Annotated in this window: 25 protein-coding genes; 10 read left to right on the top strand and 15 right to left on the bottom strand. The window is 73.5% G+C overall.

The annotated features are described in order from the left end of the window. The first annotated feature begins 20 nt into the window (after positions 1-20). Together ACLQ2N_RS20325 and ACLQ2N_RS20320 are read left to right on the top strand one after the other, a co-directional pair. Positions 21-371, top strand: a complete 351-nt coding sequence (locus ACLQ2N_RS20325; protein WP_425815050.1) for a 5-carboxymethyl-2-hydroxymuconate Delta-isomerase — start codon at positions 21-23, stop codon at positions 369-371. A gap of 72 nt (positions 372-443) precedes the next feature. Further along, complete coding sequence (locus ACLQ2N_RS20320) at positions 444-1,679, top strand: hypothetical protein (protein ID WP_425814925.1); 1,236 nt, start codon at positions 444-446, stop codon at positions 1,677-1,679. A gap of 36 nt (positions 1,680-1,715) precedes the next feature. On the opposite strand, the gene ACLQ2N_RS20315 is transcribed toward ACLQ2N_RS20320, so the two are convergent. The 3 genes from ACLQ2N_RS20315 to ACLQ2N_RS20305 form a co-directional block, all read right to left on the bottom strand. Then, entirely contained in the window at positions 1,716-2,438 is a 723-nt protein-coding gene (locus ACLQ2N_RS20315) for a TetR/AcrR family transcriptional regulator (RefSeq protein WP_425814923.1), read from the bottom strand. 91 nt (positions 2,439-2,529) lie between these two features. After that, positions 2,530-4,470: a hypothetical protein gene (locus ACLQ2N_RS20310; protein ID WP_425814921.1), complete on the bottom strand. Its 1,941-nt coding sequence runs from the start codon at positions 4,468-4,470 to the stop codon at positions 2,530-2,532. A 74-nt stretch (positions 4,471-4,544) separates the two neighbouring features. Then, positions 4,545-5,090 (bottom strand): carboxymuconolactone decarboxylase family protein, encoded by a 546-nt coding sequence (locus ACLQ2N_RS20305; RefSeq protein ID WP_425814919.1) that lies wholly within the window; start codon positions 5,088-5,090, stop codon positions 4,545-4,547. A gap of 69 nt (positions 5,091-5,159) precedes the next feature. On the opposite strand from ACLQ2N_RS20305, the gene ACLQ2N_RS20300 reads away from it, so the two are divergent. Then, positions 5,160-5,663, top strand: coding sequence for a MarR family winged helix-turn-helix transcriptional regulator (locus ACLQ2N_RS20300; protein ID WP_425814917.1), 504 nt, complete (start codon positions 5,160-5,162; stop codon positions 5,661-5,663). 19 nt (positions 5,664-5,682) lie between these two features. Here the strand turns inward: ACLQ2N_RS20300 and ACLQ2N_RS20295 are convergent, their stop codons facing one another. After that, positions 5,683-6,330, bottom strand: coding sequence for a LuxR C-terminal-related transcriptional regulator (locus ACLQ2N_RS20295; protein ID WP_425814915.1), 648 nt, complete (start codon positions 6,328-6,330; stop codon positions 5,683-5,685). Next, positions 6,315-7,583 carry a sensor histidine kinase gene (locus tag ACLQ2N_RS20290; RefSeq protein ID WP_425814913.1) on the bottom strand — a complete coding sequence of 423 codons (1,269 nt, stop codon included), beginning with the start codon at positions 7,581-7,583 and terminating at the stop codon, positions 6,315-6,317. The genes ACLQ2N_RS20295 and ACLQ2N_RS20290 overlap by 16 nt, the downstream gene beginning before the upstream one ends. A 240-nt stretch (positions 7,584-7,823) precedes the next feature. On the opposite strand from ACLQ2N_RS20290, the gene ACLQ2N_RS20285 reads away from it, so the two are divergent. Further along, positions 7,824-9,956 (top strand): MMPL family transporter, encoded by a 2,133-nt coding sequence (locus ACLQ2N_RS20285; protein ID WP_425814911.1) that lies wholly within the window; start codon positions 7,824-7,826, stop codon positions 9,954-9,956. 74 nt (positions 9,957-10,030) lie between these two features. Here the strand turns inward: ACLQ2N_RS20285 and ACLQ2N_RS20280 are convergent, their stop codons facing one another. The 5 genes from ACLQ2N_RS20280 to ACLQ2N_RS20260 form a co-directional block, all read right to left on the bottom strand. After that, positions 10,031-10,615: a winged helix-turn-helix domain-containing protein gene (locus ACLQ2N_RS20280; RefSeq protein WP_425814909.1), complete on the bottom strand. Its 585-nt coding sequence runs from the start codon at positions 10,613-10,615 to the stop codon at positions 10,031-10,033. Positions 10,616-10,924: 309 nt separating this feature from the next. After that, complete coding sequence (locus ACLQ2N_RS20275) at positions 10,925-11,836, bottom strand: DUF6891 domain-containing protein (protein WP_425814907.1); 912 nt, start codon at positions 11,834-11,836, stop codon at positions 10,925-10,927. A gap of 80 nt (positions 11,837-11,916) precedes the next feature. Next, positions 11,917-12,951, bottom strand: a complete 1,035-nt coding sequence (gene glnII / locus ACLQ2N_RS20270) for a glutamine synthetase (RefSeq protein ID WP_425814905.1) — start codon at positions 12,949-12,951, stop codon at positions 11,917-11,919. A gap of 171 nt (positions 12,952-13,122) precedes the next feature. Beyond that, positions 13,123-14,250, bottom strand: coding sequence for an ARPP-2 domain-containing protein (locus ACLQ2N_RS20265; protein WP_425814903.1), 1,128 nt, complete (start codon positions 14,248-14,250; stop codon positions 13,123-13,125). After that, positions 14,247-15,719 carry a hypothetical protein gene (locus tag ACLQ2N_RS20260; protein ID WP_425814901.1) on the bottom strand — a complete coding sequence of 491 codons (1,473 nt, stop codon included), beginning with the start codon at positions 15,717-15,719 and terminating at the stop codon, positions 14,247-14,249. The genes ACLQ2N_RS20265 and ACLQ2N_RS20260 overlap by 4 nt, the downstream gene beginning before the upstream one ends. A 224-nt stretch (positions 15,720-15,943) precedes the next feature. Here ACLQ2N_RS20260 and ACLQ2N_RS20255 point away from each other — a divergent pair, with 224 nt between their 5' ends. Further along, the gene (locus tag ACLQ2N_RS20255; RefSeq protein WP_425814899.1) at positions 15,944-16,855 is read left to right on the top strand and encodes a Gfo/Idh/MocA family protein; all 912 of its coding nucleotides are present in this window, start codon (positions 15,944-15,946) and stop codon (positions 16,853-16,855) included. A 72-nt stretch (positions 16,856-16,927) separates the two neighbouring features. On the opposite strand, the gene ACLQ2N_RS20250 is transcribed toward ACLQ2N_RS20255, so the two are convergent. Further along, positions 16,928-17,395, bottom strand: a complete 468-nt coding sequence (locus ACLQ2N_RS20250; RefSeq protein ID WP_425814897.1) for a MarR family transcriptional regulator — start codon at positions 17,393-17,395, stop codon at positions 16,928-16,930. Positions 17,396-17,465: 70 nt separating this feature from the next. Here ACLQ2N_RS20250 and ACLQ2N_RS20245 point away from each other — a divergent pair, with 70 nt between their 5' ends. After that, entirely contained in the window at positions 17,466-18,359 is an 894-nt protein-coding gene (locus ACLQ2N_RS20245) for an alpha/beta fold hydrolase (RefSeq protein ID WP_425814895.1), read from the top strand. A gap of 160 nt (positions 18,360-18,519) precedes the next feature. Here ACLQ2N_RS20245 and ACLQ2N_RS20240 read toward each other — a convergent pair whose 3' ends face one another. Then, entirely contained in the window at positions 18,520-18,885 is a 366-nt protein-coding gene (locus ACLQ2N_RS20240) for an arsenate reductase family protein (RefSeq protein WP_425814893.1), read from the bottom strand. Positions 18,886-19,028: 143 nt separating this feature from the next. Here ACLQ2N_RS20240 and ACLQ2N_RS20235 point away from each other — a divergent pair, with 143 nt between their 5' ends. After that, positions 19,029-19,310, top strand: a complete 282-nt coding sequence (locus ACLQ2N_RS20235; RefSeq protein WP_425814891.1) for a hypothetical protein — start codon at positions 19,029-19,031, stop codon at positions 19,308-19,310. 43 nt (positions 19,311-19,353) lie between these two features. Here the strand turns inward: ACLQ2N_RS20235 and ACLQ2N_RS20230 are convergent, their stop codons facing one another. Together ACLQ2N_RS20230 and ACLQ2N_RS20225 are read right to left on the bottom strand one after the other, a co-directional pair. Next, positions 19,354-19,791, bottom strand: a complete 438-nt coding sequence (locus ACLQ2N_RS20230; protein ID WP_425814889.1) for a hypothetical protein — start codon at positions 19,789-19,791, stop codon at positions 19,354-19,356. A 63-nt stretch (positions 19,792-19,854) separates the two neighbouring features. Next, positions 19,855-20,229: a VOC family protein gene (locus ACLQ2N_RS20225; RefSeq protein ID WP_425814887.1), complete on the bottom strand. Its 375-nt coding sequence runs from the start codon at positions 20,227-20,229 to the stop codon at positions 19,855-19,857. Between the two features lie 531 nt (positions 20,230-20,760). Between ACLQ2N_RS20225 and ACLQ2N_RS20220 the strand changes: the two genes are divergently transcribed. Further along, a complete protein-coding gene (locus ACLQ2N_RS20220; RefSeq protein WP_425814885.1) occupies positions 20,761-22,278 on the top strand; it encodes a SulP family inorganic anion transporter in 1,518 nt (505 codons plus the stop codon). 82 nt (positions 22,279-22,360) lie between these two features. On the opposite strand, the gene ACLQ2N_RS20215 is transcribed toward ACLQ2N_RS20220, so the two are convergent. Continuing rightward, complete coding sequence (locus ACLQ2N_RS20215) at positions 22,361-22,846, bottom strand: TetR family transcriptional regulator (protein WP_425814883.1); 486 nt, start codon at positions 22,844-22,846, stop codon at positions 22,361-22,363. Between the two features lie 348 nt (positions 22,847-23,194). On the opposite strand from ACLQ2N_RS20215, the gene ACLQ2N_RS20210 reads away from it, so the two are divergent. Both ACLQ2N_RS20210 and ACLQ2N_RS20205 read left to right on the top strand, forming a co-directional pair. Continuing rightward, on the top strand, positions 23,195-23,941 hold the full coding sequence (locus tag ACLQ2N_RS20210) for an XRE family transcriptional regulator (protein ID WP_425814881.1): 747 nt from the start codon (positions 23,195-23,197) through the stop codon (positions 23,939-23,941). Continuing rightward, positions 23,932-24,444 (top strand): GNAT family N-acetyltransferase, encoded by a 513-nt coding sequence (locus ACLQ2N_RS20205; protein WP_425814879.1) that lies wholly within the window; start codon positions 23,932-23,934, stop codon positions 24,442-24,444. Before ACLQ2N_RS20210 ends, ACLQ2N_RS20205 begins: the two co-directional genes overlap by 10 nt. Positions 24,445-24,633 lie beyond the last annotated feature (189 nt).

Below are 24,633 nucleotides of genomic sequence, written 5' to 3'. Positions count from 1 at the left end.
CGCCCGACCTGGAGACCGCCATGCCGCAGATCACCGTCGACTACTCCGCCGCACTCGGCGACGCCTTCGACCGCCCCGCCTTCGCCCTCGCGCTGCACCCGGTCGTCGCCGAGACGGTCAACACCAAGATCGCCGCCTGCAAGACCCGTTTCCGGCGGGCCGAGGAGACCGTGGTGGCGGACGCCCCGGGCGGTGACGCGCTCGTGCACGTGGACATCTCGCTGCTGCCCGGCCGTACCCCGGAGACCAAGGCCCGGCTCACCGAGGCCGTCCTGGAGCTCCTGCGCGCCCACCTCGGCACGGTCACCGGCACGGCCCTGCACCTCTCGGCCGAGACCCGGGACCTCGACCCCTCCTACCGCAAGATCTGACCCGGACCGGGTGCAACCCGGCAGACGGGCCACGGCACTTACCGGGTGAGACCTCTTCGGAAGGAACCACCTGTGCTGAAGTACAGCCGCCGCCCGCTGCTCCGGGCCGCCACGGCGACGGCCGCCCTGGCCGTCGCCCTGTCCGCCCCCCTGCCCGCGTCCGCCCTGGCCGGCACGTCCGTACGCCCCTGGGCGGCCGAGGCGGCACCGTACAGCGACACCACTCTGCTCGACCTCGTGAACATGGGGCGGGGGAAGACCTGGGCGGCCGGGTTCGCCATCCGCCAGGAGGGCAAGGTGACCCGCTTCCAGCCCGTCGTGGCCGAACGGGCCGAGCCCGGGGCGGCGTGGACGCCCGTGCCCGCGGCGACCACGGCCGCAGGGGAGATCAGCAGCCGGGTCAACGCCATGGACGCGAACGGCGCCCGTGACGTCTGGCTCGTCGGCGACGACTCCGCCGCTCTCGACGGGCGGGTCTACACCCAGCACTTCGACGGCAAGGGCTGGCAGGTCGTGCCGATGGACCTGCCGGAGAAGGCGGACTACGGCTCCCTGCTGGACGTGGACGCCCGTCCGGGCGGCGCCTGGGCCGCGGGCGTCGCGCAGATCGAGGTCTCCCGCACCTGGAACGAGGCGAAGGGGAACTGGAGCATCCAGTACCGGGACGCCGGGATCGTCCGCCACTTCGACGGGACGGCCTGGCGTGACGTGCCGCTCCCCGAACTGCCCGGCGACTACTGGTACCTGAACGGGGTCCAGGCGGTCACCGACGACGACGTCTGGGCGACCGGCTACGACGGTGACAGCGGCAGCCCGCTGCTGCTGCACTACGACGGCACCTCCTGGGAGCGGGTGGACGCCCCCGGCGTCACGGACATCCCCGGCCAGGCCCAGAAGCTCGCCCTGTCCGAGGACGGCGCGGTGTGGGTGGTCGGCGAGGACTGGTCGCCGGAGGACGGATCGACGCGCGCCCTGGTCGCCCGCCACGACGCCACGGGCTGGCACAAGCTCGCCGTGCCGGACGTGCCCGCACGGCTCTTCGGCGTCACCGCACGCTCCGGAGGCGGGATCGCCGTCGTGGGCCAGACCCTCGGCGAGCGGCGGAACGCGCTGGCGTGGGCCTGGCAGCCCGGGAGCCGGACCCCGTGGAAGGACCTGGCCCTTCCGCAGCCCTCGGCGACGGACCCCTCGGTCCCCGTGGAGAACGTCGCGAGCGCGGTGACCGGAGGCCGGGCGGGGCTCACGGTGGTCGGCACCTCGACCGCCCAGGGCGCCGAGCCCCAGCCGTTCGTGTCCGTACGGCGGTGACGCCCGGGGGCGGTGCGCGACCCTCGCGTGCCGCCCCTACGGCACCCGCTGCGCGGGCACCGCCGGCACGGCCGGTGCCAGCGCGGAGAGCCGGGCCAGCAGGTCCCCGAACGGCCCGTCCGCCGGCTCCTGCGCCAGCACCCGCAGCACGATCCCCGCCATCTCCTCGTCGTACGCCGCGCTCACGGCGGCCAGCGCGGCGAAGTCGTGCACGAGCTGCAACTCCAGCTCCGCCCGGGGCACCCGCCGGCCGTCCAGCCAGAGCAGCGCCGTCGACTCGGCGAGCGAGACCCAGGACCGTACGACCAACTCCAGCCGGGCCGGGGGCTCCCCGACGTCCAGATGGGCCACGATCTGTTCGCAGGCGGCCCGGCGCACCTCGTCGACCATGGCGTTGGCCGTGGACGAGCCCACCGCGGGGCCGCCCCGCATCAGCGCGGCGAACCCGGGTCCGTGCTCGTCCACGAAGTCGAAGAACCGGTCCATCACCCGCAGCAGCCGGGCGCCGAGCGGACCTTCGCGCGGCTCCAGGAACCTGGCCGCCAGCTCGTCGGCCGCGCGGCGCAACGCAGCCTCGTACAGACTCTGCTTGCCCGGGAAGTAGTGGTAGACCAGGGGCCGCGAGATGCCGGCCGCCGCCGCGATCTCATCGATCGACACCTCGTCCGGTGCCCGGTGGCTGAACAACTCCAGCGCGACGCCGATCAGCTGCTGCCTGCGCTCCTCGACGCCCATCCTGCGCCGCACCCCGGTCGTCATGGCCCCCAGCGTACCGACCGGTGGGTCCGCCGGGATCGCAGGTCCGCCGCGGCCGGAACGACCGCGTCCGCTGCCGGAACCGCCCGCGGGTTCAGTGCAGCGCCCCGACCCGGCTGCCGTCCTTCAGCCGTCCGTCGAGCCGCGGCCGGACGCCCTCGGCCGCGGGGACCGCGAGCAGCCGCCCACGGGCGGTGCCCGTCACCCCGCCCGACGTGGACAGCGACGCGAACTCCGCGCTGCCCGCCGCCAGGACGTACCACCGCCCGCCCGGCGACTGCCACAGCACGCCCGCCAACACCCTGGGCGTCCGCGCCCCGCACTCCGGCACGTCCTGCGCGCGCGCCGCGACCGCGCCGGGCGCCGCCGGGCGGGCGGACGGGGCCTGGAACTGGGCGATGACCCTGCTCCCCGAGCCCCGCCAGGTCTCCGCCCGGGTGCACAGCCAGCGCGCCGTGCCACCGTCCTCGGGCAGCGCCTGCCGGGCGTAGGCCCAGGAGTTGACCGACCGCACCCCGTGCGACCGGACCTCCCGCAGCAGACACGCGGCCCGCGCCCAGCTCTCCCGCTCGGCCCGCCCCGTGACGTCGTGCGGGCTCCCCGGGGCGCCCGCGGTCAGCCGGGCCGGGGCCAGCTCGCCCAGGTCCGTGACCAGCCGCGCCGATGAGCCCCCGGTCAGCTCGACGGCCGCCCAGGACCGGCAGCCGGGTCCCGCCGCCGGGTCGGCCAGCGGGGCGGTCACCCCGTCGGGGGAGCGGTCCAGCGGGCGGGGCGCCCGGTCCGGGCCGCGCAGGTCCCGCACGGTGACCCCCCGCACCCAGGGCGCCGTCAGATAGCGCACCTGGCCCCCGGTCCGGGCCACCACCAGCGCACCCGACGACGCCTCGTCCGCCCCGTCCACCCGGGCGAAGTCGAGGGCGGCGCCCAGCGCGGGGTCGGCGTTGCGCGGCTCGGCGTACCGCACGGCGCGCAGCCCGTCGTGGAACAGCACCACGGCGGAGTCCCCCACCTCACCCGCGTACAGCAGCTGCGGGGCGCCCATCGGCGGGCCCGTGGGGGTGCCGGGCGTCGCCGAGGTCCGGACTCCGGCGCCCGGCCGGGCCCATACCTCAAGGGCCCGCCGCAGCAGCCGGGTGTCCTGGGTGCGGTCGCCGCGGGTGGGCCAGACGGTGAAGTCCGTGCGTGCGGAGTGGAGCCAGTACGACGCGGGCACCCGGCGCAACGCGCCCGGGTCCAGGGCCGCTTCGGACGCCGGATTGCGCGCGTACAGCGGGGCGGACCGCGACGCGTGCCCCCAGCCGTCGCCGGGCAGCCCGAGCAGCGCCCCGCACACCAGGAGCGCGGCGCCGGCCGCGAGCGCGGTGCGGGCGCGTCTGCGGCGGCCCGGCAGATCGGGCGGCCGGGCCTGGAGCGAGCAGGGGTCGAACTCCGGTGAGCGCAGCAGCGCGTAGCCGGCCCGCACGCCGTCCGCCTCGGTCAGGGCCGCGTGCGGATCGGCGACCCCGGCGGCGGCCAGCTCCCGCCGGACCTCCCCGTCCGCGAGCCCCTCCAGGCCGCGCAGGACGAACGCGGCCCGGGCGGGGGCGGTGAGCGCCGCCAACTCCCGTTCCAGGGCGAGTTCCCCGGCGCCGCCCGGGTGCGGGAGCAGGCGCAGGCCCCATGCCGACGGAAGGGCGGGCGGCAACGGGGCGCGGCGCGGCCAGAACCGGAGGCGCCGGGCGCGCCCCGCCGCCAGCGCCCGGCGCAGCACCTGGCGCCGCACGTAGGTGTACGCGGGGTCGGCGTCGTCGGTGCGGCCGGGGCGGCCGGCTCGTCGGGGGAGGGGGACGGCGGCGGCTCCGGCGCGGTGGGCCGCCTGGAGTGAGCGCTGGGCGAGGGCGTGGGCGGCGAACACGCGCCGGGCACGGCTCGGCGAGGGCGGCAGCAGGAGGTAGCCGATCCGCGCCAGCCGCGGGTAGTGCTCGACCAGCGCGGCCTCGGCCTGTTCCGCGTCGGCCGGGGCGACGGGCGGCGGTAGCTCTGACGGTGGGCGCACGTGCAGCTGAACGAGCGAATGGTGCGATGGTCACTCCGGGCGGCGTGCGCCGGATGCTCCGCAGGCGTCAGGCGTCAGGCGAACCGGGCCAGGGGGCCGTCGACCGGGGCTCCGGTCATCCGGTTGGCGAAGGTGGACAGGGTGTAGGCGGCGATGCCGAGGGTCACCTCCAGCGCGTTGCGCGCGGTGTAGCCGTGGGCCGTGAACGCCTCGATCGCCGCGTCGTCCACGGCCCCGTTCGCGGCGAGGACGGCAAGAATGAACTGCCGCATGGCTTCCAGCCGTTCGTCCGGGAGCGGGGTGCCCTCGCGCAGGGCGGCGACGAGCGCGGGCGCGGCGTCCAGGGCGGTGAGGATGCCGGTGTGCATCGCCACGCAGATGTGGCAGCCGTTCCGGGTGGCCATGGTCATGCTCAGGACCTCGCGCGAGAGCTTGTCCAGGGTGGTGGACTCGAAGAGCGCGTTCATCCTGAGGAAGCCGTTCAGCACCTCGGGGGAGGCGGCCATCCGCCCGGCGGCGGCCGGCAGGAAGCCCTGCTTCCCGGCGATGGCGGCCAGTGCGGGGCGGGCGGCGGCGGGGGCGGATTCGAGGGTGTGGTCGGGGAAGGCGGTCGCGGGCATGGTGGGGCCTCTCGCGTAAGCTCGACAACGTGATTGACGAAAACGTAAACCAGGTTGTCGAGTTTCGCAATGGCTGAGCGTGCGGGCGGGCGTGGAGAAGTGCCTCCTGAGGAGATCGGCAGGGGCTTCGAGCTGCCCCTTCTGCTGTTCGCCGGCTTCCGCACGGTCATCGACGCGCTCCACCGCGACCTCGCCGAGCAGGGCCACACCGAGATGCGGCCCGCGTACGGCTACGCCCTCCAGGCCGTCGGTGTCGAGGGGGCGACCGCCAGCGAGATCGGCCGCCGCCTCGGCGTCTCCAAACAGGCCGCCGGCAAGACCGTCGACAGGCTGGAAAGCCTCGGCTACGTGGAACGCGCCGACGACCCCGCCGACGGGCGCCGCAAGCTGGTCCTGCTGACCTCGCGCGGCATCGATGTGCTCCGGCGGTCCGCCGACGGCTTCGACCGGCTGCGCGCCGAGTGGGCCCGGGTCCTCGGCGCCGAGCGGGTCCGCGCCCTGGAGGACGACCTGCGCACGATGGCCCCGGACGGCGCCTTCCGGCTCGATGTGGCGGCCTGGTTCAACGGCTGAGCGCGGCCCTCCGGACGCCCTAGCCCCGGTCCAGATACGCCAGTACGGCCAGAACGCGGCGGTTGTCGTCGTCGGACGGCGGCAGGCCCAGCTTCCCGAAGATGTTCGAGGTGTGCTTGGCCACCGCCCGCTCTGTGATCACCATCTGCGAGGCGATCGCCGCGTTCGACCGGCCCTGGGCCATCAGCTCCATGACCTCCCGCTCGCGCGGCGTCAGACCGCCCATCGGCTTGTCCTGCGAACGCCGCGTCAGCAGCTGCGAGATGACCTGCGGATCCATCGCCGTACCGCCCGCCGCGACCCGGCGGACAGCGTCGATGAACTGGTCCGCGTCGAACACCCGGTCCTTGAGCAGGTACCCGATCCCGCCGGCGCCGTCCGCCAGCAGCTCGCGCGCGTACAACTGCTCCACGTGCTGGGAGAGTACGAGGACGGGCAGCCCGGGCCGCGCCCGCCGGGCCGCCAGTGCGCACTGGAGGCCCTCGTCCGTGTGGGACGGCGGCAGCCGGACGTCGACGACGGCGACGTCCGGCTCCAACTCGGCGAGGGCCCTGGTGAGTTCCGGCCCGGTCTCGACGGCGGCCGCGATCTCGAAGTCGTACGCCTCCAGCATCCGCACCAGACCGTCGCGCAGCAGGAAGAGATCTTCGGCTAGGACAACTCGCAAGGGATCTCCATGGTCACCATGGTGGGACCGCCCGCGGGGCTGCTGACGGCCATGATGCCGTCGAATGTACCGAGCCGCCGTTCGATTCCGCTCAGCCCCGAGCCCGCGCCCACCGAGGCGCCGCCCTTCCCGTCGTCCGTGACCGAGAACCTGAGCGCCCCGTCCCGGTGGCGCAGGTCCACCCAGATCCGCCCGGCCCGAGCGTGCTTCGCCGCGTTCGTCAGCGCCTCGCTGATCGCGAAGTACGCCGCCGACTCCACCGGCGCCTCCGCCCGGCCGTCCAGCTCCACGTCCACCTCGCACGGGACCGGCAGCCGCAGCGCCAGCGCCTTCACCGCGTCCCCGAGCCCGCGCTCCGCGAGCACCGGCGGATGGATGCCCCGGACCAGGTCGCGCAGCTCGGTCAGCGCCTCGGCCGAGGACTCCCGGGCCATCGCCAGGAGCCGCTTCGCCTGCGCCGGGTCCTTCTCGATCAGCGCCTCGACGGTGCCGAGGTTCATCCCCATCGCCACCAGCCGGGCCTGCGCCCCGTCGTGCAGATCGCGCTCGATGCGCCGCAGCTCGGAGGCGGCCGTGTCCACCGCCTCGTGCCGGGTCTCGGTCAGCCGGTCGATGCGCTGGGCGAGTTCCTGCTCCTGAGTCGGGGCGAGCACCGACCGGGCGAGCACGAAGTGCGCCCGCAGCAGCCGCTCGCTCACCAGCACCCCGCAGGCGAAGATCACCACGCCGAGCGCGGCGGCCATCAGCCCCGTCGCCTGGCTGTCGACCGGGACGAACGCGTACCAGTACCGGTCGTCCGTGAACACCCGCCACAGCCCCGCCGCCAGGACGAACCCCTCCACCGGGTAGACCATCAGCGCCGCCGCCAGGACCGACACCGTGTAGCCGGCCGTCATGTCGACCACCATCCACCGCATGTCCCGCCAGGTCGCCGGGTCCTTCAGCATCAGCGTGGTCCGCTCCACCTGCCCGGCGAACCCGCTCCGCAGATCCTTCGGGAACGGCCGGTACGGGACCGGGATGCGCACGTCCGACCAGGTGATCGCCAGCAGCCTGCGCCGGTTGGCGTGCTTGCGGACCGCCTCCAGGATGTACGGCGTGGTCACGAGGCCGATGCCCAGCGGAATCATGACGATGGAGACCAGCGCCAGCACGAACAGCGTGCACGACCCCGCGAGAGCCGCGAAGGACAGCACCAGCCCGCGCCCCGCTGCCAGCAGCGCCGCCCCGATCCGGCCCCGTTTCGCGTCCATCCCGGTCCCTCTTCCCCTCGCCGGGCCCTCGTTCCGGCCCCGTGACGCACCCAGTCTGACCCGGCGCACCCCGCGCCGGGCAGCCGGTTCGCCACCCGGCGGGGGTGTACCCAGCACCACCCCCCGTTCCTCGCCCTGTGTACCGGGTGACCGGGGGTTTCACCGGCTGGGGCGGCCGGCCCGGCGTTCCTAGATTCGAGGGGCATCGTCGGACTTCCACCCACAGGGGGCGAACCCGCCATGAGGCGTAACCTCGCGGCACGTATCGGTGTGTGGAGCGCACACCACCGCAAGACGGCCGTTCTCGGCTGGCTGCTCTTCGTCGTACTCGCCGCGGGCATCGGCGGTGCCTCGGGCATGGTCGAGATGACCGACGCCGAGAACGGCGCGGGCGACTCGGCCCGCGCCGAGCAGATCCTCTCCGACGCGGGACTCAGCCACCGGGCCGGCGAACTCGTCATGGTCTCCTCCACCGAGCCCGACGGCTGGCGCACGGCGGCCCGCGAGCTGACCACCGCCATCCAGGACACCGGCGAGGTCACCGGCCTCGCGCACCCGGTCGCGTCCCAGGACCGCAAGGACGCGCTGATCACCTTCGAGATGAAGGGCGACCCGGACACGGCCCCCGACCGGGTGCAGCCCGTGCTGGACGCGGTCGCCGGGGTTGAGCAGCGGCATTCCGGCGTCACCGTGAGCCAGTTCGGGGACGCCAGCGCCGGCAAGTGGCTCGGCGACCTGCTCACGGACGACTTCAAGAAGGCCGAGTTCACCGCCGTACCGCTGGCCCTCGGTATCCTGCTGGTCGCCTTCGGCGCCGTCGTCGCCGCCCTGCTGCCCGTCGGGCTCGCGCTCACCGCGTGCATGGCCGCGTTCGGCCTGCTCTCGCTCGCCAGCCACCAGCTGCACCTGTTCCAGACCACGTACTCCGTGATGTTCCTGATGGGCTTCGCCGTCGGCGTCGACTACTGCCTGTTCTACCTGCGCCGCGAACGCGACGAGCGGGCCGCCGGACGCGACGCCGAGACCGCCCTGCGCATCGCCGCCGCCACCAGCGGCCGGGCCGTCCTGGTCTCCGGGATCACCGTGATGGTCGCCATGGCCGGCATGTTCCTGTCCGGGCTCATGCTCTTCAAGGGCTTCGCCCTCGCCACGATCACCGTCGTGTTCATCGCCATGCTCGGCTCCGTCACCGTGCTGCCCGCCCTGCTGTCCTGGCTCGGCGACCGCGTCGATGCCGGGCGGGTGCCGCTGCTGAACCGGCGCGGCGAGCGGGGGGACAAGCAGAGCGGCCGCATCGCCGGCCGGGTGCTGCGCCCCGTCCTCGACCGCCCGAAGTTCTTCGCCGCCGCCTCCGTCGCCGTCCTGCTCGTACTCGCCGCGCCCGCGATCGGCATGAAGACCGAATCCCTGGGCCTGGAGAAGCAGTTCGGCTCCGACTCCACGCTGTCCGTCGCCTACCGCCACATCAGTGAGACCTTCCCCGGCGGCCCCGCCCCGGCCCAGGTTGTCGTGGAGGCCGACGACATCACCGCCCCGGCCGTACGCAAGGCCCTCGCCGGCTTCGACCACGTCACCGTGCACCGGGCGGAGAACGTCGCCGAGTTCGAGGTCCCGCTGCCCGGCGGCGAGAAGGACCTCACCGCCCTGCGCGAGGACCGCCTGCCCGCCGCCTTCGACTCCACCGGCGCCCGCGCCCACGTCACCGGCGAGGTGGCCGGGTCCGTCGACTTCAACGACCAGCTGAAGCGCGGCATCGCCCCCGTCTTCCTCTTCATCGCCGCCGTGACGTTCCTGCTGATGCTGTTCTGCTTCCGCTCGTACGTGATCGCCGTGACGTCCATCGTCCTCAACCTGCTCTCCGTGGCCGCCGCGTACGGGGTGATGACCGCGGTCTTCCAGCACGGCTGGGGCGCCGGGCTCATCGGCTCGGAGGGCGTCGGCGCGGTCGAGTCCTGGATGCCGCTGTTCGTCCTCGTCGTCCTGTTCGGCCTCTCGATGGACTACCACGTCTTCGTGGTCTCCCGGATCCGCGAGGCCCACGGCCGGGGGATCGGCAACCGGGCCGCGATCGACGAGGGCATCCGCCGCACGGCCGGCGCGGTGACCGGCGCGGCCGTGATCATGGTGGCGGTCTTCTCGGTCTTCGCGACCCTGTCCATGCAGGACATGCAGCAGATGGGCGTCGGCCTCGCGGTCGCGGTCCTGCTGGACGCCACGCTCGTACGGATGGTGCTGCTGCCCTCCGCGATGGCGCTGCTCGGCGAGCGCAACTGGCGCACCCCGCGCGGCCTCGGCCGGCTGCCGGGCCTGGACCGCGGCGAGCCCGCCGCGGCCCCCGCGCCGGCGTACCCGGTCGGGCCCGCACCGCGCTGACCCGGGCGTACGAGGGCGGGCCCCGGCTCCGGCAGCGCGTACCGGAACCGGGGCCCGCCCTTGCGGCCTGCCCGTCAGGGCGTGTACTTGTACCCGACCCGGCGCACGGTCTGGATCGAGCGGCGGTGCTCGGCGCCCAGCTTGCGGCGCAGCCGGGCGATGTGGACGTCGACGGTGCGGCCGTCGCCCACGTGCCCGTAACCCCAGACCGTGGTCACCAGCTGGTCGCGGGTGTGGACGCGGTGGGGATGGGCCACCAGGTGGGCCAGGAGCTCGAATTCCAGGTAGGTGAGGTCCAGCGTCCGCCCGCTCACCGAGGCGGAGCGCCGTACGGAGTCGATGGTCACCGGGCCCGCCGTCCCCGGCTCCGCCTTCGCCGGCTCCGCCACCGCGTACTGCGCGGCGACGGCGGCGAGGGCCGGCTGCTGGTCGGCGGGTACGAGCACCAGGTAGCCGACCATCGGCGGGCGGCCCGGCAGGCTGGGCAGGGTGTGCTGGGGGGCGGGCAGCCAGGTCGCGCCCGGCGTCAGGAGCGCCGAGACGTCGGCCGGCCGGACGACCTCGTCGGGGGCGACGGCACGCAGCCGGTGCCGGTCGGGGGGGGAGGGGCGGACCGAGGAGGTCGCAGCGACAGCGGAGAAGGTACGGGTGTTCGCCATGAGGGTCAGCTCTTTCGCGCGAAGGAGTCGTCGGTGGACGGACTTGCTGCGTGCGCGCGGACCGAAGGCCGGGTGAGGGCTCAGTGGGCCGGCGCGTTCAGCGCGCGGCAACACACCCGGTCGAAGTCGTGGTGCTGACGGGAGGGCCAGAACGGCTCGAGGTCGCTGCGACCGGTCGAGGGGTGCGGGAAGCTGGCCATGCCCCCATTGAAGCAGAGAACCCGGCCGGGGAGCAGACCTCTCTCACCCGTCGATACGGCCCCTGTGCGTTACGTTCCTCACTCCGGGGGCGGACCGGCCTCAACCGCCCTACCCCACCAGCCGCTTGCGCCAGTCGAGGCCCGTCAGCCCGATCGCCTTGTCCGGTGAACCGTCCCACTCCACCGCCAGTCCGGCCTCCTCCAGCGCCGCCACCACCTCGCGGCCCACCGCGGCCGTCGTCTCCGCGGAGTCGTCGAACCCGCCGTAGTACAGCGCGAGGCCGTGTCCGGCCGCCGCGCTCTCCGTGCCCTGACCGTGGAAGAAGACGAAGCCCCTGGCGTCCTCGCGCCCGGCCGCCCCGATCTCGCTCATCCCGCACGAGCGGCAGCACGTGAAGTGCTCCCTGGCCGTGATGCCGCCCCAGTCCAGCCGGGCGAACGCCCGCTCCAGCCGGTCCGGGTCCGTCACATCCGCCCAGCCCCGCTGCTCCTGGACCCGTTCCAGCCAGAGCCGTTCCGCCAACTCCCGCGCCTGCTCCCGGGAGACCGGCCGCACCCCGTCCTTCACCAGGTGGTCCTCGGCCGACTCGGTGAGCGTCCGCACGGTCCCGTAACCGCCGCGCAGCATCTCCCGGACCCGGGCCTCCACCTGCTCCCGGACCTCCTCCGCGAGCTCCGGCACGGGCTCCGGCTCCGGTATCCCGGCGCTCTCCCACGCGGTCCCCGCGTCCCAGCCGGGCTCCTCGCGCGCCCAGCGGGTCATCAGTGCGACGACGCGCTCGGGATCGCCGATGACGGTACGGACATGGCTCGTCGCCGTGCCCGTACGGTGCTCCAACTCGTAGTCCCCGCCCGCTTCGTGCCACACCTGGATGAAGGTGCCGGGGAGGTCCGGTATCCGCTGGACGACCAGGAAGTTGTCCCCGCGCCCGCCGATGCGGTGCACGAGCTCCCCGAGCTTCCCGGCGGAAACACGGGTGTGGGTCTGCTGGTTCTCGGTCTCGACCTTGACGCTGAGCATGGGATCAGCCTGGCATACGGCACCGACAACGAAGGGCGCCCACCGTTCGTGCGGTGGGCGCCCTTCGTCGTCGGTGGGGATCAGACCTGGCCGGCCTTCTCCAGGGCCGTGCAGCAGGTGTCCACGATCAGCCGCGTGACGACGTACGGGTCGACGTTGGCGTTCGGGCGGCGGTCCTCGATGTAGCCCTTGCCGTCCTGCTCGACCTGCCACGGGATGCGCACCGAAGCGCCGCGGTCGGACACGCCGTAGCTGTACTCGTTCCACGGGGCGGTCTCGTGCAGACCGGTCAGCCGGTCGTCGATGCCCGCGCCGTAGTTCTTGACGTGGTCCATCGGCTTCGAGCCCTCGCCCAGCGACTCGCAGGCCGTGATGATCGCGTCGTAGCCCTCGCGCATCGCCTTCGTGGAGAAGTTGGTGTGCGCGCCCGCACCGTTCCAGTCGCCCTTGACCGGCTTCGGGTCGAGGGTCGCGGACACGTTGAAGTCCTCGGCGGTGCGGTAGAGCAGCCAGCGGGCGATCCACAGCTGGTCGGAGACCTCCAGCGGGGACAGCGGGCCCACCTGGAACTCCCACTGGCCCGGCATGACCTCGGCGTTGATGCCGGAGATGCCCAGACCGGCCTTCAGGCAGTTGTCGAGGTGCTTCTCCACGATCTCGCGGCCGAAGATCTCGTCCGAGCCGACGCCGCAGTAGTAGCCGCCCTGCGCGGCCGGGAAGCCGCCCTCGGGGAAGCCGAGCGGCCGGTGGCCGTCGAAGAAGGTGTACTCCTGCTCGATGCCGAAGATCGCCTCCTGCCCGGCGAACCGCTCGGCGACCGGACGCAGCAGCGCCCGCGTGTTGGACGCGTGCGGGGTCATGTCGATGTCGAAGACCTCGCACAGGACCAGGATGTCGTCGCCGCCGCGGATCGGGTCCGGGCAGCTGAAGACCGGCTTCAGCACCCGGTCCGAGGCGTGGCCCTCGGCCTGGTTGGTGCTCGACCCGTCGAAGCCCCAGACCGGCAGCGCGGCCACGTCGGACGACGCGCTGCCGGACATGATCTTCGTCTTGGAACGGAGCTTGGCGGTCGGCTCGGTGCCGTCGATCCAGATGTACTCAGCCTTGAACGTCACGGACGCCATCCTTTGCGGGTGCTGCGGTCTATGCGCCGCAGCCTCGCAAGCCGCGATTTCCCGGCCGTTGCCCTCGTGTGAACCCCGTGTTACCGAGGTTTCCCCCGGCGCCTGGAGCCGGTCGGCCCCCGGGCGGTCGGTGATCATCCGGCTCGCCGAATCCCTGGAGGCTCAGGCGGTCCGGTCCCTCAGCAGCGCATCGAAGCCCGCGCTCCTGATCCTGCGCCGCAGCTCCGCCTCGCTGGTCCCCAGAGCCCGCGCCGCGTCCGGGAGCCGCCAGTCCACGCCGGCCAGCCGGTGCAGCAGGTGGCCGCGGCGGATCTGCGCGTCGGACAGGCGGAACGTCTTCAGGTACGCGACCCGGCCCTTGTGGTCGGTGACCGTCTCGCCGATGTGCTGCCCGCTGCCGTCGCGTACGAAGGGCGGCAGGAAACGCCACAGTGTGAACGCCCCCATCCGGTACACCTGGTCGAAGCCGTACGAGCCGTCCAGCAGGTCGCGCGCGAACAGCGTCCCGTGCGCCTCGGCCCACGCCCGCTCCTCCTCCCGCGCGGCCGCCCGCAGCGCGTCGAGCGTCCGCAGGTGCGGGCCGTCCGCGATACGCGCCCCGTACTCCGGCACCGGCGCGCCGTACCAGGCGTACTGGTGCACCAGTTCCCCGTACAGGTCCTCCACCAGCGTCGGGTGCAGGATCCGGTAGTCGTCCGGGTGCGGGACGACGAACGCGGCGGCCAGGGCATCGGCGGCGTACACCAGCACCCCGCACTGGCCCGGGTGGATCTCGAACGCCCTCAGCGCGTCCCCCAGTCCGCGCACCGACCAGCCGAGGTACGCGTCCTCGGCGCGCGGCGAGAGCCCGTCCCGCAGCGCCTGCCGCGACCACTCCTCCCAGGCCGTCGACGGGCCCCCGAAATGCAGCGCGAGATAGCCCTCCAGCGCCAGGTGCAGTGGCAGGAACCGCAGCCGGTCCCCGGGCCGCCGCTTGGCGAGCCGGTGATGGCGATGGCGCGGCAGCCGTACGGTCCGGGCGGGAGCCCCGCCGTCCGCGCCGAGCTGCGTCCCGTACGCGGCGCTCCGCGCCCCCTCGCCGGACCAGTCGGCGACGAAACCGTGCGGGATGTACGAGGTGTAGTGGGCCCGCGGACCCACCTCCACCGCCCCCGCGCCGAGCCCGCCGTACACCTCCCGGTGCAGCCGCAGCCCGGCCACGGGGCTCTCGCGCACCAGCGGCACCATCCGGATGCCGCCCCACACCTGCGACGGCCGGATGGCGAGCCCGGTCAGCTCCAGCCTGTTCATCGCGGCCCCGCCTCCTCACCCGTCGCCGTGAACCGGGCGACCCGCCGGTCCAGATACGCGTGCAGCTCGGCGGCCCCCGTGCGCCCCTCGGAGAACCGCGCGATCTCCACCAGCGCCGGCAGGTCCTCCGCGTCCCGGATGCCCGCCGTCGGCACGCTCGCCGACAGCCGCCGCACGTCAAAACCGTCCGCGTCGTATACGGGGTTCACATGCGCCACCGCCGTCCGCCGGTCCGGATCGAGCCGGGTCCGCCACACCCGCAGCACCTCGCCCGCCAGCCCCGGCGGCGCGTTGTCCCAGCCGTCCGAGACGATGACCAGCCGCTCCGGGCCGTGCTCCAGGGCGTCGATGATCCGGGTGCCGAGCGGCGTCGGCCCCCACGGGCGCACGAGCAGCGGATCGCCGGCCCCGGTGGTCCACAGCGGGGTGTACGCGCCGGGCCCGGCGAGCGCTTCCAACAGGTAGTGGCAGGCCAGCGCCACGGCGAGCGGACGCCGCCGCTTCTCGCCCGAACCGGACGACGAGTAGCTGTCGTCCAGCACGCCGGCCACCCGCCCCCAGCCCCCGGCATGCGGCCCGGCCGCGCGCCGGGCGGCGGCACGCAGGGCGCGGGTCAGCTCCGCCCGGTACCGCACCCGCGCGTCCCGGTCCAGCGACAGGACGTACAGAGCGAGCCGGGTCAGCGGCATCACCGTCAGATCGACGTCCGGCAGTCCGTCCGGAGCGGCTGCCCGCCGCCCCTGGGAGCGCAGCCTCTCAAGGCGGGTCATCCGGGGCGCCATCCGCTCCACGAACGCCTCGCGCGCCATCCCGTGCCGGGCCGCGAAGCCCTCCGCGACGGTGAACGGCAGCTCGCCCACCGCGCCCTGTTCGTGGTGCGCGCGCCGCCAGGCGTCCAGCAGCCGGTGCTCGTAGCGCGGCAGCGTCCCCGGCCGGAACAGGAAGGCGCCCAGCTCGCCGGACGGTTCGCCGAGCCGCAGATGGGCGTGGCGGACGGCGGCCTTCAGCCCGGCCCGGTACTTCACCGCGTCGTGCGCCGCGTCCGGCCGTGCGGCCAGCCAGTCCCGCATGATCGCCCGGGTCCGCCGGTTGTTCACCTTCGCCGTGCGCAGCTCCCGGAACAGCCGGTAGACCCGCTGCGGCGGCAGCGCCGACAGCCGGGCCGCGATCAGCCGCCCCTCGGTGTGCTTCTCCTCCGGCGAGGCGTCGGCAGCGTACTCCAGCAGCCCGCGCACGATCCGTACGGCGTTGTGGTCGTTGATGTCCAGAGCCAGCGAAGACGCGTACACCCGGCGGTAGTTGATCCGCACGTACGCGTGCAGGAAGTCCAGCGAGAGCCGCTGCCGGTCCGCCGTCGTGCGGAACTCGCGCTGCCCCGTCGCGGTGATCGCGGCGTTCACGAAGAGGAGCACGTCCTCGGCGGCGACGAGGTCGGCGAAGGTCTCGGTGCCCGGTGCGGCGGTCGTCATGGTGGGGTCCCCCGTGGTGTCCCGCACGGCCGGTCGCGCATGCGGAAGCCGGCCGGGGAAAGGAGGGGCGAGCAGCGAAATGATTGCTTCAGAGGCAAGTCCCGGAAGTCGCACCGGAGTCCCGCGGCCGGCCCGGCCAACGTAACCGCCCGGGCGGGGAGGACGCCACCGCATTGTGCGGGCGGGCCCCGACGCCCCGCCCCCCACCCGGCACACTGGGACCCATGACGACACCCGAGAACCCCCTGCGCATCGGCCTCGCCGGCACCGGACCCTGGGCCCGCACCACCCAGGCCCCCGCCCTCGCCGCACACCCCGGCGTCGTGCTCAGCGGGGTGTGGGGCCGCAGGGCCGAGGCCGCCGGGGAGCTGGCCGCCGCGCACGGCGCCCCGGCGTTCTCCGGTGACGCGGGGCTCGACGAGCTGTTCGCCACGAGCGACGCCGTCGCCTTCGCGCTGCCGCCGGACGTGCAGGCCCCGCTGGCCGCCCGCGCCGCCGCGGCCGGCTGCCACCTGATCCTGGACAAGCCGGTCGCCACCACGGTCGCCGGTGCCCGGGAGGTCGCCGAGGCCGCCGAGCAGGCGCGGGTCGCCTCCGTCGTGTTCTGCACGCTCAGGTTCGCCCCGCAGCCCGCCGCCTGGATCGCCGAACAGGCCGCGGCGGGCGACTGGTTCACCGCCCGGGCCGAGTGGATCGGCGCGCTCTGGGCCCCCGGAACCGACAGCGCGTACGCCGCGTCCCCCTGGCGCCGCGAGCGGGGCGGCCTCTGGGACGTCGGCCCGCACGCCCTCTCGATCCTGCTCCCGGTCCTGGGCGACGTCACCGAGCTGACCGCCGCCCGGGGTCCCTCCGACGTCCACCACCTCGTCCTGCGCCACGCCTCGGGAGCCTCCAGCACGGTCACCCTGGCCCTCGGCGCACCCGTGGCCGCCGCCGGGGTGGAGGTCGTCCTCCGGGGCGAGCACGGTGTCGCCGCGCTGCCGAGGTGGGACGGGGCGGTGGACGCCTTCGCGGCGGCCGTGGACGCGCTGATCGCCTCGGTGCGTACGGGCGAGGCCCACCCCTGCGACGTACGGTTCGGCCTCCGGCTGACGGAGCTCCTGGCGGAGGCGGAGGCCCAGGTCCGCGGCGCTTAGGACGTGTTTCGAAAGTCCCGCCTGTCCGGCGGATCAGGGCCGGACAGGCCCTAGGCGCCGGGTGGGGCGGGGTCAGCCGGCGGACCCCGCCCCGCCGCCCTCCGACACCGCCGCCAGGAACCCGTCCAGGAACCGCCGCACCGCGGCGACCTCCCCCGCGTCGAACTCCCGCAGCAGCGCCACCGCGCTCCCGATCGCCGGGCCGAACGCCACCCAGCCCAGCTCCACCGCCTGCGGCGTCACCCGCAGCAGCACCCGCCGCCGGTCCCGCTCGTCGCGCGTCCGGGTCAGATGCCCCAGCCGTTCCAGCCGGTCGATGAGCGACGTGGTGCCCGCCGAGTTCAGCCCCAGCTCCGCCCCCAGCCGCCCGGCGGTGACCCCGGACCCCTCGCGCTCCGCGTCGAGCAGGCACACCAGGGCGCGCACATCCGTCGGATGCATCCCGTGCCGGGCCGCGAACTCCGCCTGGCGCAGCCCGAATGCGGACGTCACCTTCCGCAGCAGATGCACGATCTCCAACTCCGGCCCCTGCTCACTCATCTCCGACACCTCCCGCTATTGTCTCGCTCAGCGAGATAATATCCAGGTGTACGGAGTCCAGGGAGCGCCCATGACACCCACCCCGCCCGCGACGACCGCCGACGCGGCCTTCCTCGCCGCCTACGACGCGACCATCGCGGCCACCTGGCCGCCCGGCACCACGCCGACCACGGTCCCCACCCCCTACGGCATCACCCACCTCAACAGCTACGGCCCCGAAGACGCCCCGCCCCTGGTCCTGCTGCCCGGCGGCGGCGCGACCTCCACCGCCTGGTACGCCCAGGCCGCCGCCCTGGGCCGCACCCACCGCGTCCACGCCGCCGACCTCATCGGCGAACCGGGTCGCAGCACGGCGGGGGAGCGCCCCGTCCGCAGCGTCGCCGACCTCCGCGGCTGGCTCGACGCCCTGCTCGACGGCCTCGGCGCCACCGGCCCGGTCGCCCTCGCAGGCCACTCGTACGGCGGCTGGATCGCCCTGCACTACGCCCTGCACGCGCCCGACCGGCTGCGGAAGCTCGTCCTCCTCGACCCCACCGGCTGCTTCAGCGGATTCCGCCCCGGCTACCTGCTGCACGCCCTGCCGATGCTGCTCCGCCCGAACGCCGCCCGCACCCGCGCCTTCCTGGCCTGGGAGACCGGCGGCGCCGAGCTCGAACCCCACTGGCTGCGGCTGCGGGAGGCGGCGGCCGGCTTCCCCTCGGCCCGCCCGGTCACCGGACCCCGCCCCCAGCCGGACGCCCTGCGCGCCCTCGACGTACCGACGCTGATCCTGCTCGCCGGTGACAGCCGCGCCCACGACGCGGCGAAGACGGCCGCCACCGCGCACCGGCTGCTGCCGAGGGCGGAGACGGCCGTCCTCCCGGACGTCTCCCACCACGCGCTGCCCCTGCACGCCCCGACGGCCCCGGAACTCAACCGCAGGATGGGCGAGTTCCTCCGGCCTGATCCAAACGAAAAGCCCTAAGGGCTGTCCCGTCATCCCCGGCGGGCGCACGACGACGGCTACGGCGCCTCGCCGCGTTGTCGGAACGCCCGAATACATCCAGTACGCGGGCGCCCTTCCGCCTTGCGATGCACCGCATCCGACGCCGCGCGCTGATCCACCAGGGATGACGGGACAGCCCTTAGGCATTACGTCCCAGCGCGTCCCGGACCGCCTCGTCCGTGCGGCCTACGACCGCCGTGCCGTCCTCCGCCGTGATGATCGGCCGCTGGATCAGCTTCGGGTGCTCGGCGAGCGCGGCGATCCACCGCTCCCGGGCACCCGCCTCACGCGGCCAGTCCTTCAGGCCCAGCTCCCTCGCGTCCGCCTCCTGGGTCCGCGTGATGTCCCACGGTTCGAGGCCGAGCCGGTCGAGCACCGCCCGGATCTCGTCCGGCGACGGCACGTCCTCCAGGTAACGGCGGACCGTGTAATCGGCCCCCTCCGCGTCGAGCAGTTGCACCGCGCTGCGGCACTTGGAACACGCGGGATTGATCCAGATCTCCATGGGGCCAAAGGTACGGGACGGACCTCGCCGGAAGGGCCGAAAGCCCCTCTGGCCAGGGCCGATTGTCAGTGCGGACCGGTAGAATGGGAGTCAGTTCGTGAGGGTTTCCGAAGAGTTCCGCCACCGTGCCAGGAGGTCGCCCCATGGCCGTCGCCGCAGTCACGACCAAGCCGCTCGACAAGCCCCCGCACCAGCCCCTGACCAAGAAGCCGCTCCCCGCCGGCCGCCCCCGCGAGTGGTACGTCTCGCACAACCGCCGGCTGAAGGCGATGCGCCTCGCCATCGCCCTGCTCGACACCGGCGTCTACCTCCCGTCCAGCGCCAACAACGCCCGCATACGCACGACCGCCGCGCGCCTCGGCATACACCCGCCGTCCGACATCACCTGCCGCATGGTCCGCGCCCTCATCCGCTACGGCCGCTGACCGGCACAGGGCGGGCCCCCGGAAACCTTCCGGGGCCCGCCCTTCAGTACCCGTCGCAGGTCGCCGTCGCGTACGCCCCCGAGGCCGAGTCCGTACGCCGCGTGCCGTCGTCCACGATCACCGAGCACGACACGTCGCCGCCGCCCCGGCCCACGCTCACCACGAACGAGCCGCCGCTCATGAAGCCCTTCGTGTCCAGTTCCCCGGCCCACGGCAGCGACCGCAGCGCCAGCCGCCCGGTCGACAGCTCCTCGCCCCGCCAGGTGCTGTACGTCAGCACCGCATCGCGGGCGGTCCCCGTCACCTCGTACCGGATGTGCACCTTCCGCGAGCCCTCCGAGCGGAGCACGTCCGACAGCACCGCCATGACCGCGCCCGCGGCGAGTGCCAGCAGCACGGCGACGAGCAGCAGCACCCACGGCCACATCCGCCGCCGGGGAGGCGGCGGGACCGGACCGCCGGGCGGAGTCTGCTCACTCATCCCCCCAGCCTCCGCGCTCCGGCCCCGCACCGCGACCCCTGGGCGTCCGTCAGGCTGCTCCGCCTACAGATACGGCCGGGTGATCAGCTCGATCGCGTGCCCGGCCGGGTCCTTGAAGTAGACCCCCCGCCCACCGTGCTCGGTGTTGGTCTCCCCGGGCCGCTTCATCCGGGGATCGGCCCAGTGCTCGATCCCTCCCTCGACCAGCCGCCCGTAGGCCCGGTCGAACATCGCGTCGTCCACGAGGAACGCGTCATGCTGCATCTGGATCTCCACCGGCGGCTCCGCGAACTGGAGCAGCACGCCGTCCTCCAGCCGGACATTGACGAACGGCCCCCAGGACGGGGCCTCGTCCAGCTCCAGCAGCTCCCGGAAGAACCGCGCGGACGCATGGCGGTCCACGGCGGCGATGATGGTGTGGTTGAACGAAACGGACATGGCTGACGACCTCGTGATCTCTTCGGCTCGACACAGTGATTTCGTACGGTGTACGAGCCGGGGGAGGCCCCCGCGCCAGGCATACGGGACACCCGGCGGGGCACGTCCGGCGGGGGCTCAGCCCACCACCGGGCAGCCGTTCCGTGCGTGGCGTATCGCCGGTCCGGTGTTCACGGGCACGACCCTACGGGGGCCGGGCGGGAAGGTACAGTGGTTCGGGCACCCGGCAGCGTGCGCACGCCTGCACGGGTCCCGCGCACACGGTGTGCGCATCGGGGAGCACCCCGGACTCCGGTGGACAGAGAGCGAGCGAGCGGATGCGCATGACGACGCCCCGCACCGCTGCCTGCCCGCCGTGACCCCTCAGCCCTGAGCCTCCGGGCCCGTCCGCGCGCCGACCCGCCGGGCCCGCCCCCGGCCACCCCCCCCGGGACACCGCGCGTACCCACGCGCCCGCCGGACCCCGCCTTCCCCGCTGTCTACCCCGCACGCCCTCTCCCACGGGCGCGCCCGACCGACAGGTACGCCCTCTTGTCCTCTGCACCGCCCTCGCCCGCGTCCGCCCCTGCGTTCCGGCTGCGCGCCCTCAAACCCGACTGGATCTCCGACCCCAAGGTGTGGCGCACCGAGGTCCTGGCCGGACTGGTCGTCGCCCTTGCTCTGATCCCGGAGGCGATCTCCTTCTCGATCATCGCCGGGGTGGACCCCGCGATCGGCCTCTTCGCCGCCTTCACGATGGCGGTCACCATCTCGATCGTCGGCGGGCGCCGCGCGATGATCTCCGCCGCGACCGGCGCGGTCGCCCTGGTGATCGCCCCGGTCAACCGCGAACACGGCTTCGGCTACCTGGTTGCCACCGTGATCCTGGCGGGCGTCTTCCAGATCGCGCTGGGCGCCCTGGGCGTCGCCAAGCTGATGCGGTTCGTGCCGCGCTCCGTGATGACCGGCTTCGTCAACGCCCTGGCGATCCTGATCTTCATCGCCCAGGTGCCCGAGATGCACGACGTGCCCTGGGCGGTCTACCCGCTGATCGCCGGCGGACTGCTCCTGATGGTCTTCTTCCCGAAGATCACCCGGGTGGTCCCGGCCCCCCTGGTCTCCATCGTGATCCTGACCGTCATCACCGTGGCGGCCGGCATCGCGGTCCCGACCGTGGGCGACAAGGGCGACCTGCCCTCCTCGCTTCCCGTGCCCGGCCTGCCCGACGTGCCGTTCACCCTGGACACCCTGACGACCGTCGCCCCGTACGCCCTGGCGATGGCGCTGGTCGGCCTCATGGAATCCCTCATGACCGCCCAGCTGGTCGACGACATCACGGACACCCGCTCCAACAAGACCCGCGAGTCGGTCGGCCAGGGCATCGCCAACATCGTCACCGGCTTCTTCGGCGGCATGGGCGGCTGCGCCATGATCGGCCAGACGATGATCAACGTCCGCGTCTCCGGAGCCCGCACCCGCCTCTCCACGTTCCTCGCGGGCTCGTTCCTGATGGTGCTCTGCATCGTCTTCGGCCCGATCGTCTCCGACATCCCGATGGCGGCGCTGGTCGCGGTGATGGTGATGGTCTCCTTCGCCACGTTCGACTGGCACTCCATCGCCCCGAAGACCCTGCGCCGCATGCCGGTGGGCGAGACAGCGGTCATGGTCATCACCGTCGCCATCGTCGTCGCCACGTCCAACCTGGCGATCGGCGTCGTCGTCGGCTCGGTCACCGCGATGGTGATCTTCGCCCGCCGCGTCGCGCACCTGGCCGACGTCACCGCGGTCGTGGACCCGGACGGCGGCCAGGTCGTCTACTCCGTCACCGGCGAACTCTTCTTCGCCTCCTCCAACGACCTGGTCACCCGCTTCGCGTACGCCACCGACCCCGACAAGGTCGTCATCGACCTCACCGCCACCCACATCTGGGACGCCTCGTCGGTCGCGGCCCTGGACGCGATCGAGACGAAGTACGCCGCGCGCGGCAAGACGGTGGAGATCGTGGGCCTGAACCAGCCGAGCGCGGCCCTGCACCGCACGCTGAGCGGCGAGCTGACGGGCGGGCACTGAGCGCGACGCGGTGCCTGGGGTGGGCGGCCGGGGGGAGCGGCCCCCGGCCCCCGGCCCCGGGCCGCCGGGCCCCTCGTCGCGCCTACCCCGCGACGGCCCCGTGCAGGAAGACGTCCACCAGCTCCCGCGGGGTCAGGTCCGGCTCGTCGTCCGTACGCGGCTGCGTGAACAGCAGCCCGAAGAAGAGCGCCGCGGTCTGCTCCGGGGTCCGGCGCAGGGTGGCCCGGTCGGGCTCCAGCAACTCCGCCACGGCCGCCCGGACAAGGGCCGACGACTCGTTACGCCCCGCCCCGCGCACCGGCCCGGGGTGCTTGCCGCCCCCATGCCCCAGCGACCCGAGGATCGCGCCCATCCTGGACAGGTGCGCCTGAAGGGCCTCGGCCGCCTCCACGAGCCGGTCGGGCAGAGGCTGGGTCAGGTCGATCGCGTCGAGCTCGCGGATCGCGTGCTCGGGGGACAGCGCCTCGGCCACACACGCCTGCATCAGTTCGTCCTTGTCGGCGAAGACCCGGAAGATCGGGGGGAAGCCGGGGGATGTGTCGGCGCGGACGGTGCGCAATCTTCTCAACGGCAGCACCCGCAGGCCGATCGGCCGCACATGCGCCGCGCTCGAAGCGGTATTCGGGTGCCCCGCAGCGGATTTAGGGTTCGTCCCACCACGCACCGCCGTACGAGCGGAGGACCCAGTGCACCGCCGTAACTTCCTTGTCGCGGCGACCGGAACCGCCGTCGCCGCCGCTGCCCCGCCACGCCTCACGCGGCTGGGGCAGGCCGACGCCGACCGGTTTCGTCTGGAGTACACCGAGCTGCTGCGCGGTGACGCGCGGCTCGGCGGGGCAGGAAGATCGAGAACAAGGCCATCGAGCTCGCGTCGCGCATCCGGTCGTCGCTCGCCGGCGGTGGCGCCTCGGACCGCGTGAGGCGCCAGCTGTACCGGCTCGCCTCCGATGCCACGTGTCTGGCGGCCTTCGCCGCCATCGACGCCCGTGCTCCGCGGCGTGCCCGCTCCCACCTCGACCAGGCCCTCCCGCTTGCGGGCCTGGCGCGCGAGGGGGAGGCCATGTACCGCGTGTGGGACCACCTGATGCTCACCTCCAGCCAACGCGAGAACCACGCCGAGGCGGCGGCCGGTGCCGAGGTCATGAAGAGGTCGTCGACCGCTCGGCGCGACCCGTTGTACGCGTCGCTGGGACACATGCGGCACGCCAATGCCCTGGCCAGGTTGCATCGGCCCACCGAATCCCTGCGTGCCATGAGCTTCGCGGAGAGGACGTTCGGACGCGCCGACGGCGTAGAGCCCTCCGCATGGATCTCGTTCTACAACCGAGCCGAATTCGACGCCCTGTCGTCGTACGTCTGGACCGCACTGGGAGAACACGAGCGGGCCGAGTCCTGCCTCCACCGCACTCTTGCGGCGATCCCCGACGACATGGTCCGCAACAGAGCCCTCTACACGGCGCACCTGTCGCTCGCCCGGGCGAGGCAGGGAGAGGTGGAGCTCGCCGCTGGAACAGGACGCCGCGCGTACGAGATGCTGCCGCCGGCGTCCGGATCGCTGCGCACGACGAGGACGCTCGCCGTCACTCGCCAAGTCATCGAGGCCACAGGCACGAAGGCGCCCGAGGTCGTGAGCTGGATCGAGGAGTCACGCCGATGGATCTGAATACGTACACGCACGCCGACGCCCCGGACGTGCGCTCCCTGCTTCTGGACATACACGACGAGGTCTACGCGAACGAGCCCGACCCGTTCCACTCGCGCGAGCGGTTCTCGTACTACGTCGATCTGTGGTCCGGGCGCGAGGACTGGCTGTGCGTCTCGGGCTGGGAGGGCGGCGGAGCGGTCGGATACGCGTACGGTTCGAGGTTCAAGCCGGGCGGCTGGTGGAAGGGAGCGGACCGGCCCAGGGGTGTGCGTGGCCGCATCTTCGCTCTGTCCGAGCTGATGGTGGTGCCCCGGTGGCAGGGGACCGGCCGGGCGCGGCAGATCCACGACGCGCTGATCCGTTCGGTCGAGGTCGACTTCGTGACACTCCTGGTCGATTCCACCCACCCGAGGGTGCAAGCCCTGTACGAGAAGTGGGGCTACGAAAAGCGGGACGAGGCCAGGCCTTCGGACGACTCCCCGCTGTACGCGGTCATGGTCAGGACGCTGCGAGAGAGCTAGCACGAGCGCTGCCACGCTTGGCGGGTGGCGCTCAAGACCCCCGGCAGCATCGCTCCCGCGCGTTCGGCGGTGATGCCGCTGAAGGGCCGGCGGGCCAAGGTTGCGAGGGCCGACGCGATTCTGCTCGTCCACCCAGGTCCGCGGGCGCTCCGGGCCCTTCCCGCGCCCCCCGCTCGTCCAGCGGAACCG

The organism is Streptomyces sp. DT224, assembly GCF_049844595.1.
Taxonomy (GTDB): Bacteria; Actinomycetota; Actinomycetes; order Streptomycetales; family Streptomycetaceae; genus Streptomyces.
This window is presented reverse-complemented; position numbering and strand designations above follow the sequence as displayed.

Bases quoted from the DNA above. Each gene is read 5' to 3' on its own strand.
- ACLQ2N_RS20325 (WP_425815050.1), top strand. From the start codon at position 21: ATGCCGCAGATCACCGTCGACTACTCCGCCGCACTCGGCGACGCCTTC.
- ACLQ2N_RS20315 (WP_425814923.1), bottom strand. From the start codon at position 2,438: ATGACGACCGGGGTGCGGCGCAGGATGGGCGTCGAGGAGCGCAGGCAG.
- ACLQ2N_RS20305 (WP_425814919.1), bottom strand. From the start codon at position 5,090: ATGCCCGCGACCGCCTTCCCCGACCACACCCTCGAATCCGCCCCCGCC.
- ACLQ2N_RS20300 (WP_425814917.1), top strand. From the start codon at position 5,160: ATGGCTGAGCGTGCGGGCGGGCGTGGAGAAGTGCCTCCTGAGGAGATC.
- ACLQ2N_RS20290 (WP_425814913.1), bottom strand. From the start codon at position 7,583: ATGGACGCGAAACGGGGCCGGATCGGGGCGGCGCTGCTGGCAGCGGGG.
- ACLQ2N_RS20285 (WP_425814911.1), top strand. From the start codon at position 7,824: ATGAGGCGTAACCTCGCGGCACGTATCGGTGTGTGGAGCGCACACCAC.
- ACLQ2N_RS20280 (WP_425814909.1), bottom strand. From the start codon at position 10,615: ATGGCGAACACCCGTACCTTCTCCGCTGTCGCTGCGACCTCCTCGGTC.
- ACLQ2N_RS20275 (WP_425814907.1), bottom strand. From the start codon at position 11,836: ATGCTCAGCGTCAAGGTCGAGACCGAGAACCAGCAGACCCACACCCGT.
- ACLQ2N_RS20265 (WP_425814903.1), bottom strand. From the start codon at position 14,250: ATGAACAGGCTGGAGCTGACCGGGCTCGCCATCCGGCCGTCGCAGGTG.
- ACLQ2N_RS20260 (WP_425814901.1), bottom strand. From the start codon at position 15,719: ATGACGACCGCCGCACCGGGCACCGAGACCTTCGCCGACCTCGTCGCC.
- ACLQ2N_RS20255 (WP_425814899.1), top strand. From the start codon at position 15,944: ATGACGACACCCGAGAACCCCCTGCGCATCGGCCTCGCCGGCACCGGA.
- ACLQ2N_RS20250 (WP_425814897.1), bottom strand. From the start codon at position 17,395: ATGAGTGAGCAGGGGCCGGAGTTGGAGATCGTGCATCTGCTGCGGAAG.
- ACLQ2N_RS20245 (WP_425814895.1), top strand. From the start codon at position 17,466: ATGACACCCACCCCGCCCGCGACGACCGCCGACGCGGCCTTCCTCGCC.
- ACLQ2N_RS20240 (WP_425814893.1), bottom strand. From the start codon at position 18,885: ATGGAGATCTGGATCAATCCCGCGTGTTCCAAGTGCCGCAGCGCGGTG.
- ACLQ2N_RS20235 (WP_425814891.1), top strand. From the start codon at position 19,029: ATGGCCGTCGCCGCAGTCACGACCAAGCCGCTCGACAAGCCCCCGCAC.
- ACLQ2N_RS20230 (WP_425814889.1), bottom strand. From the start codon at position 19,791: ATGAGTGAGCAGACTCCGCCCGGCGGTCCGGTCCCGCCGCCTCCCCGG.
- ACLQ2N_RS20225 (WP_425814887.1), bottom strand. From the start codon at position 20,229: ATGTCCGTTTCGTTCAACCACACCATCATCGCCGCCGTGGACCGCCAT.
- ACLQ2N_RS20205 (WP_425814879.1), top strand. From the start codon at position 23,932: ATGGATCTGAATACGTACACGCACGCCGACGCCCCGGACGTGCGCTCC.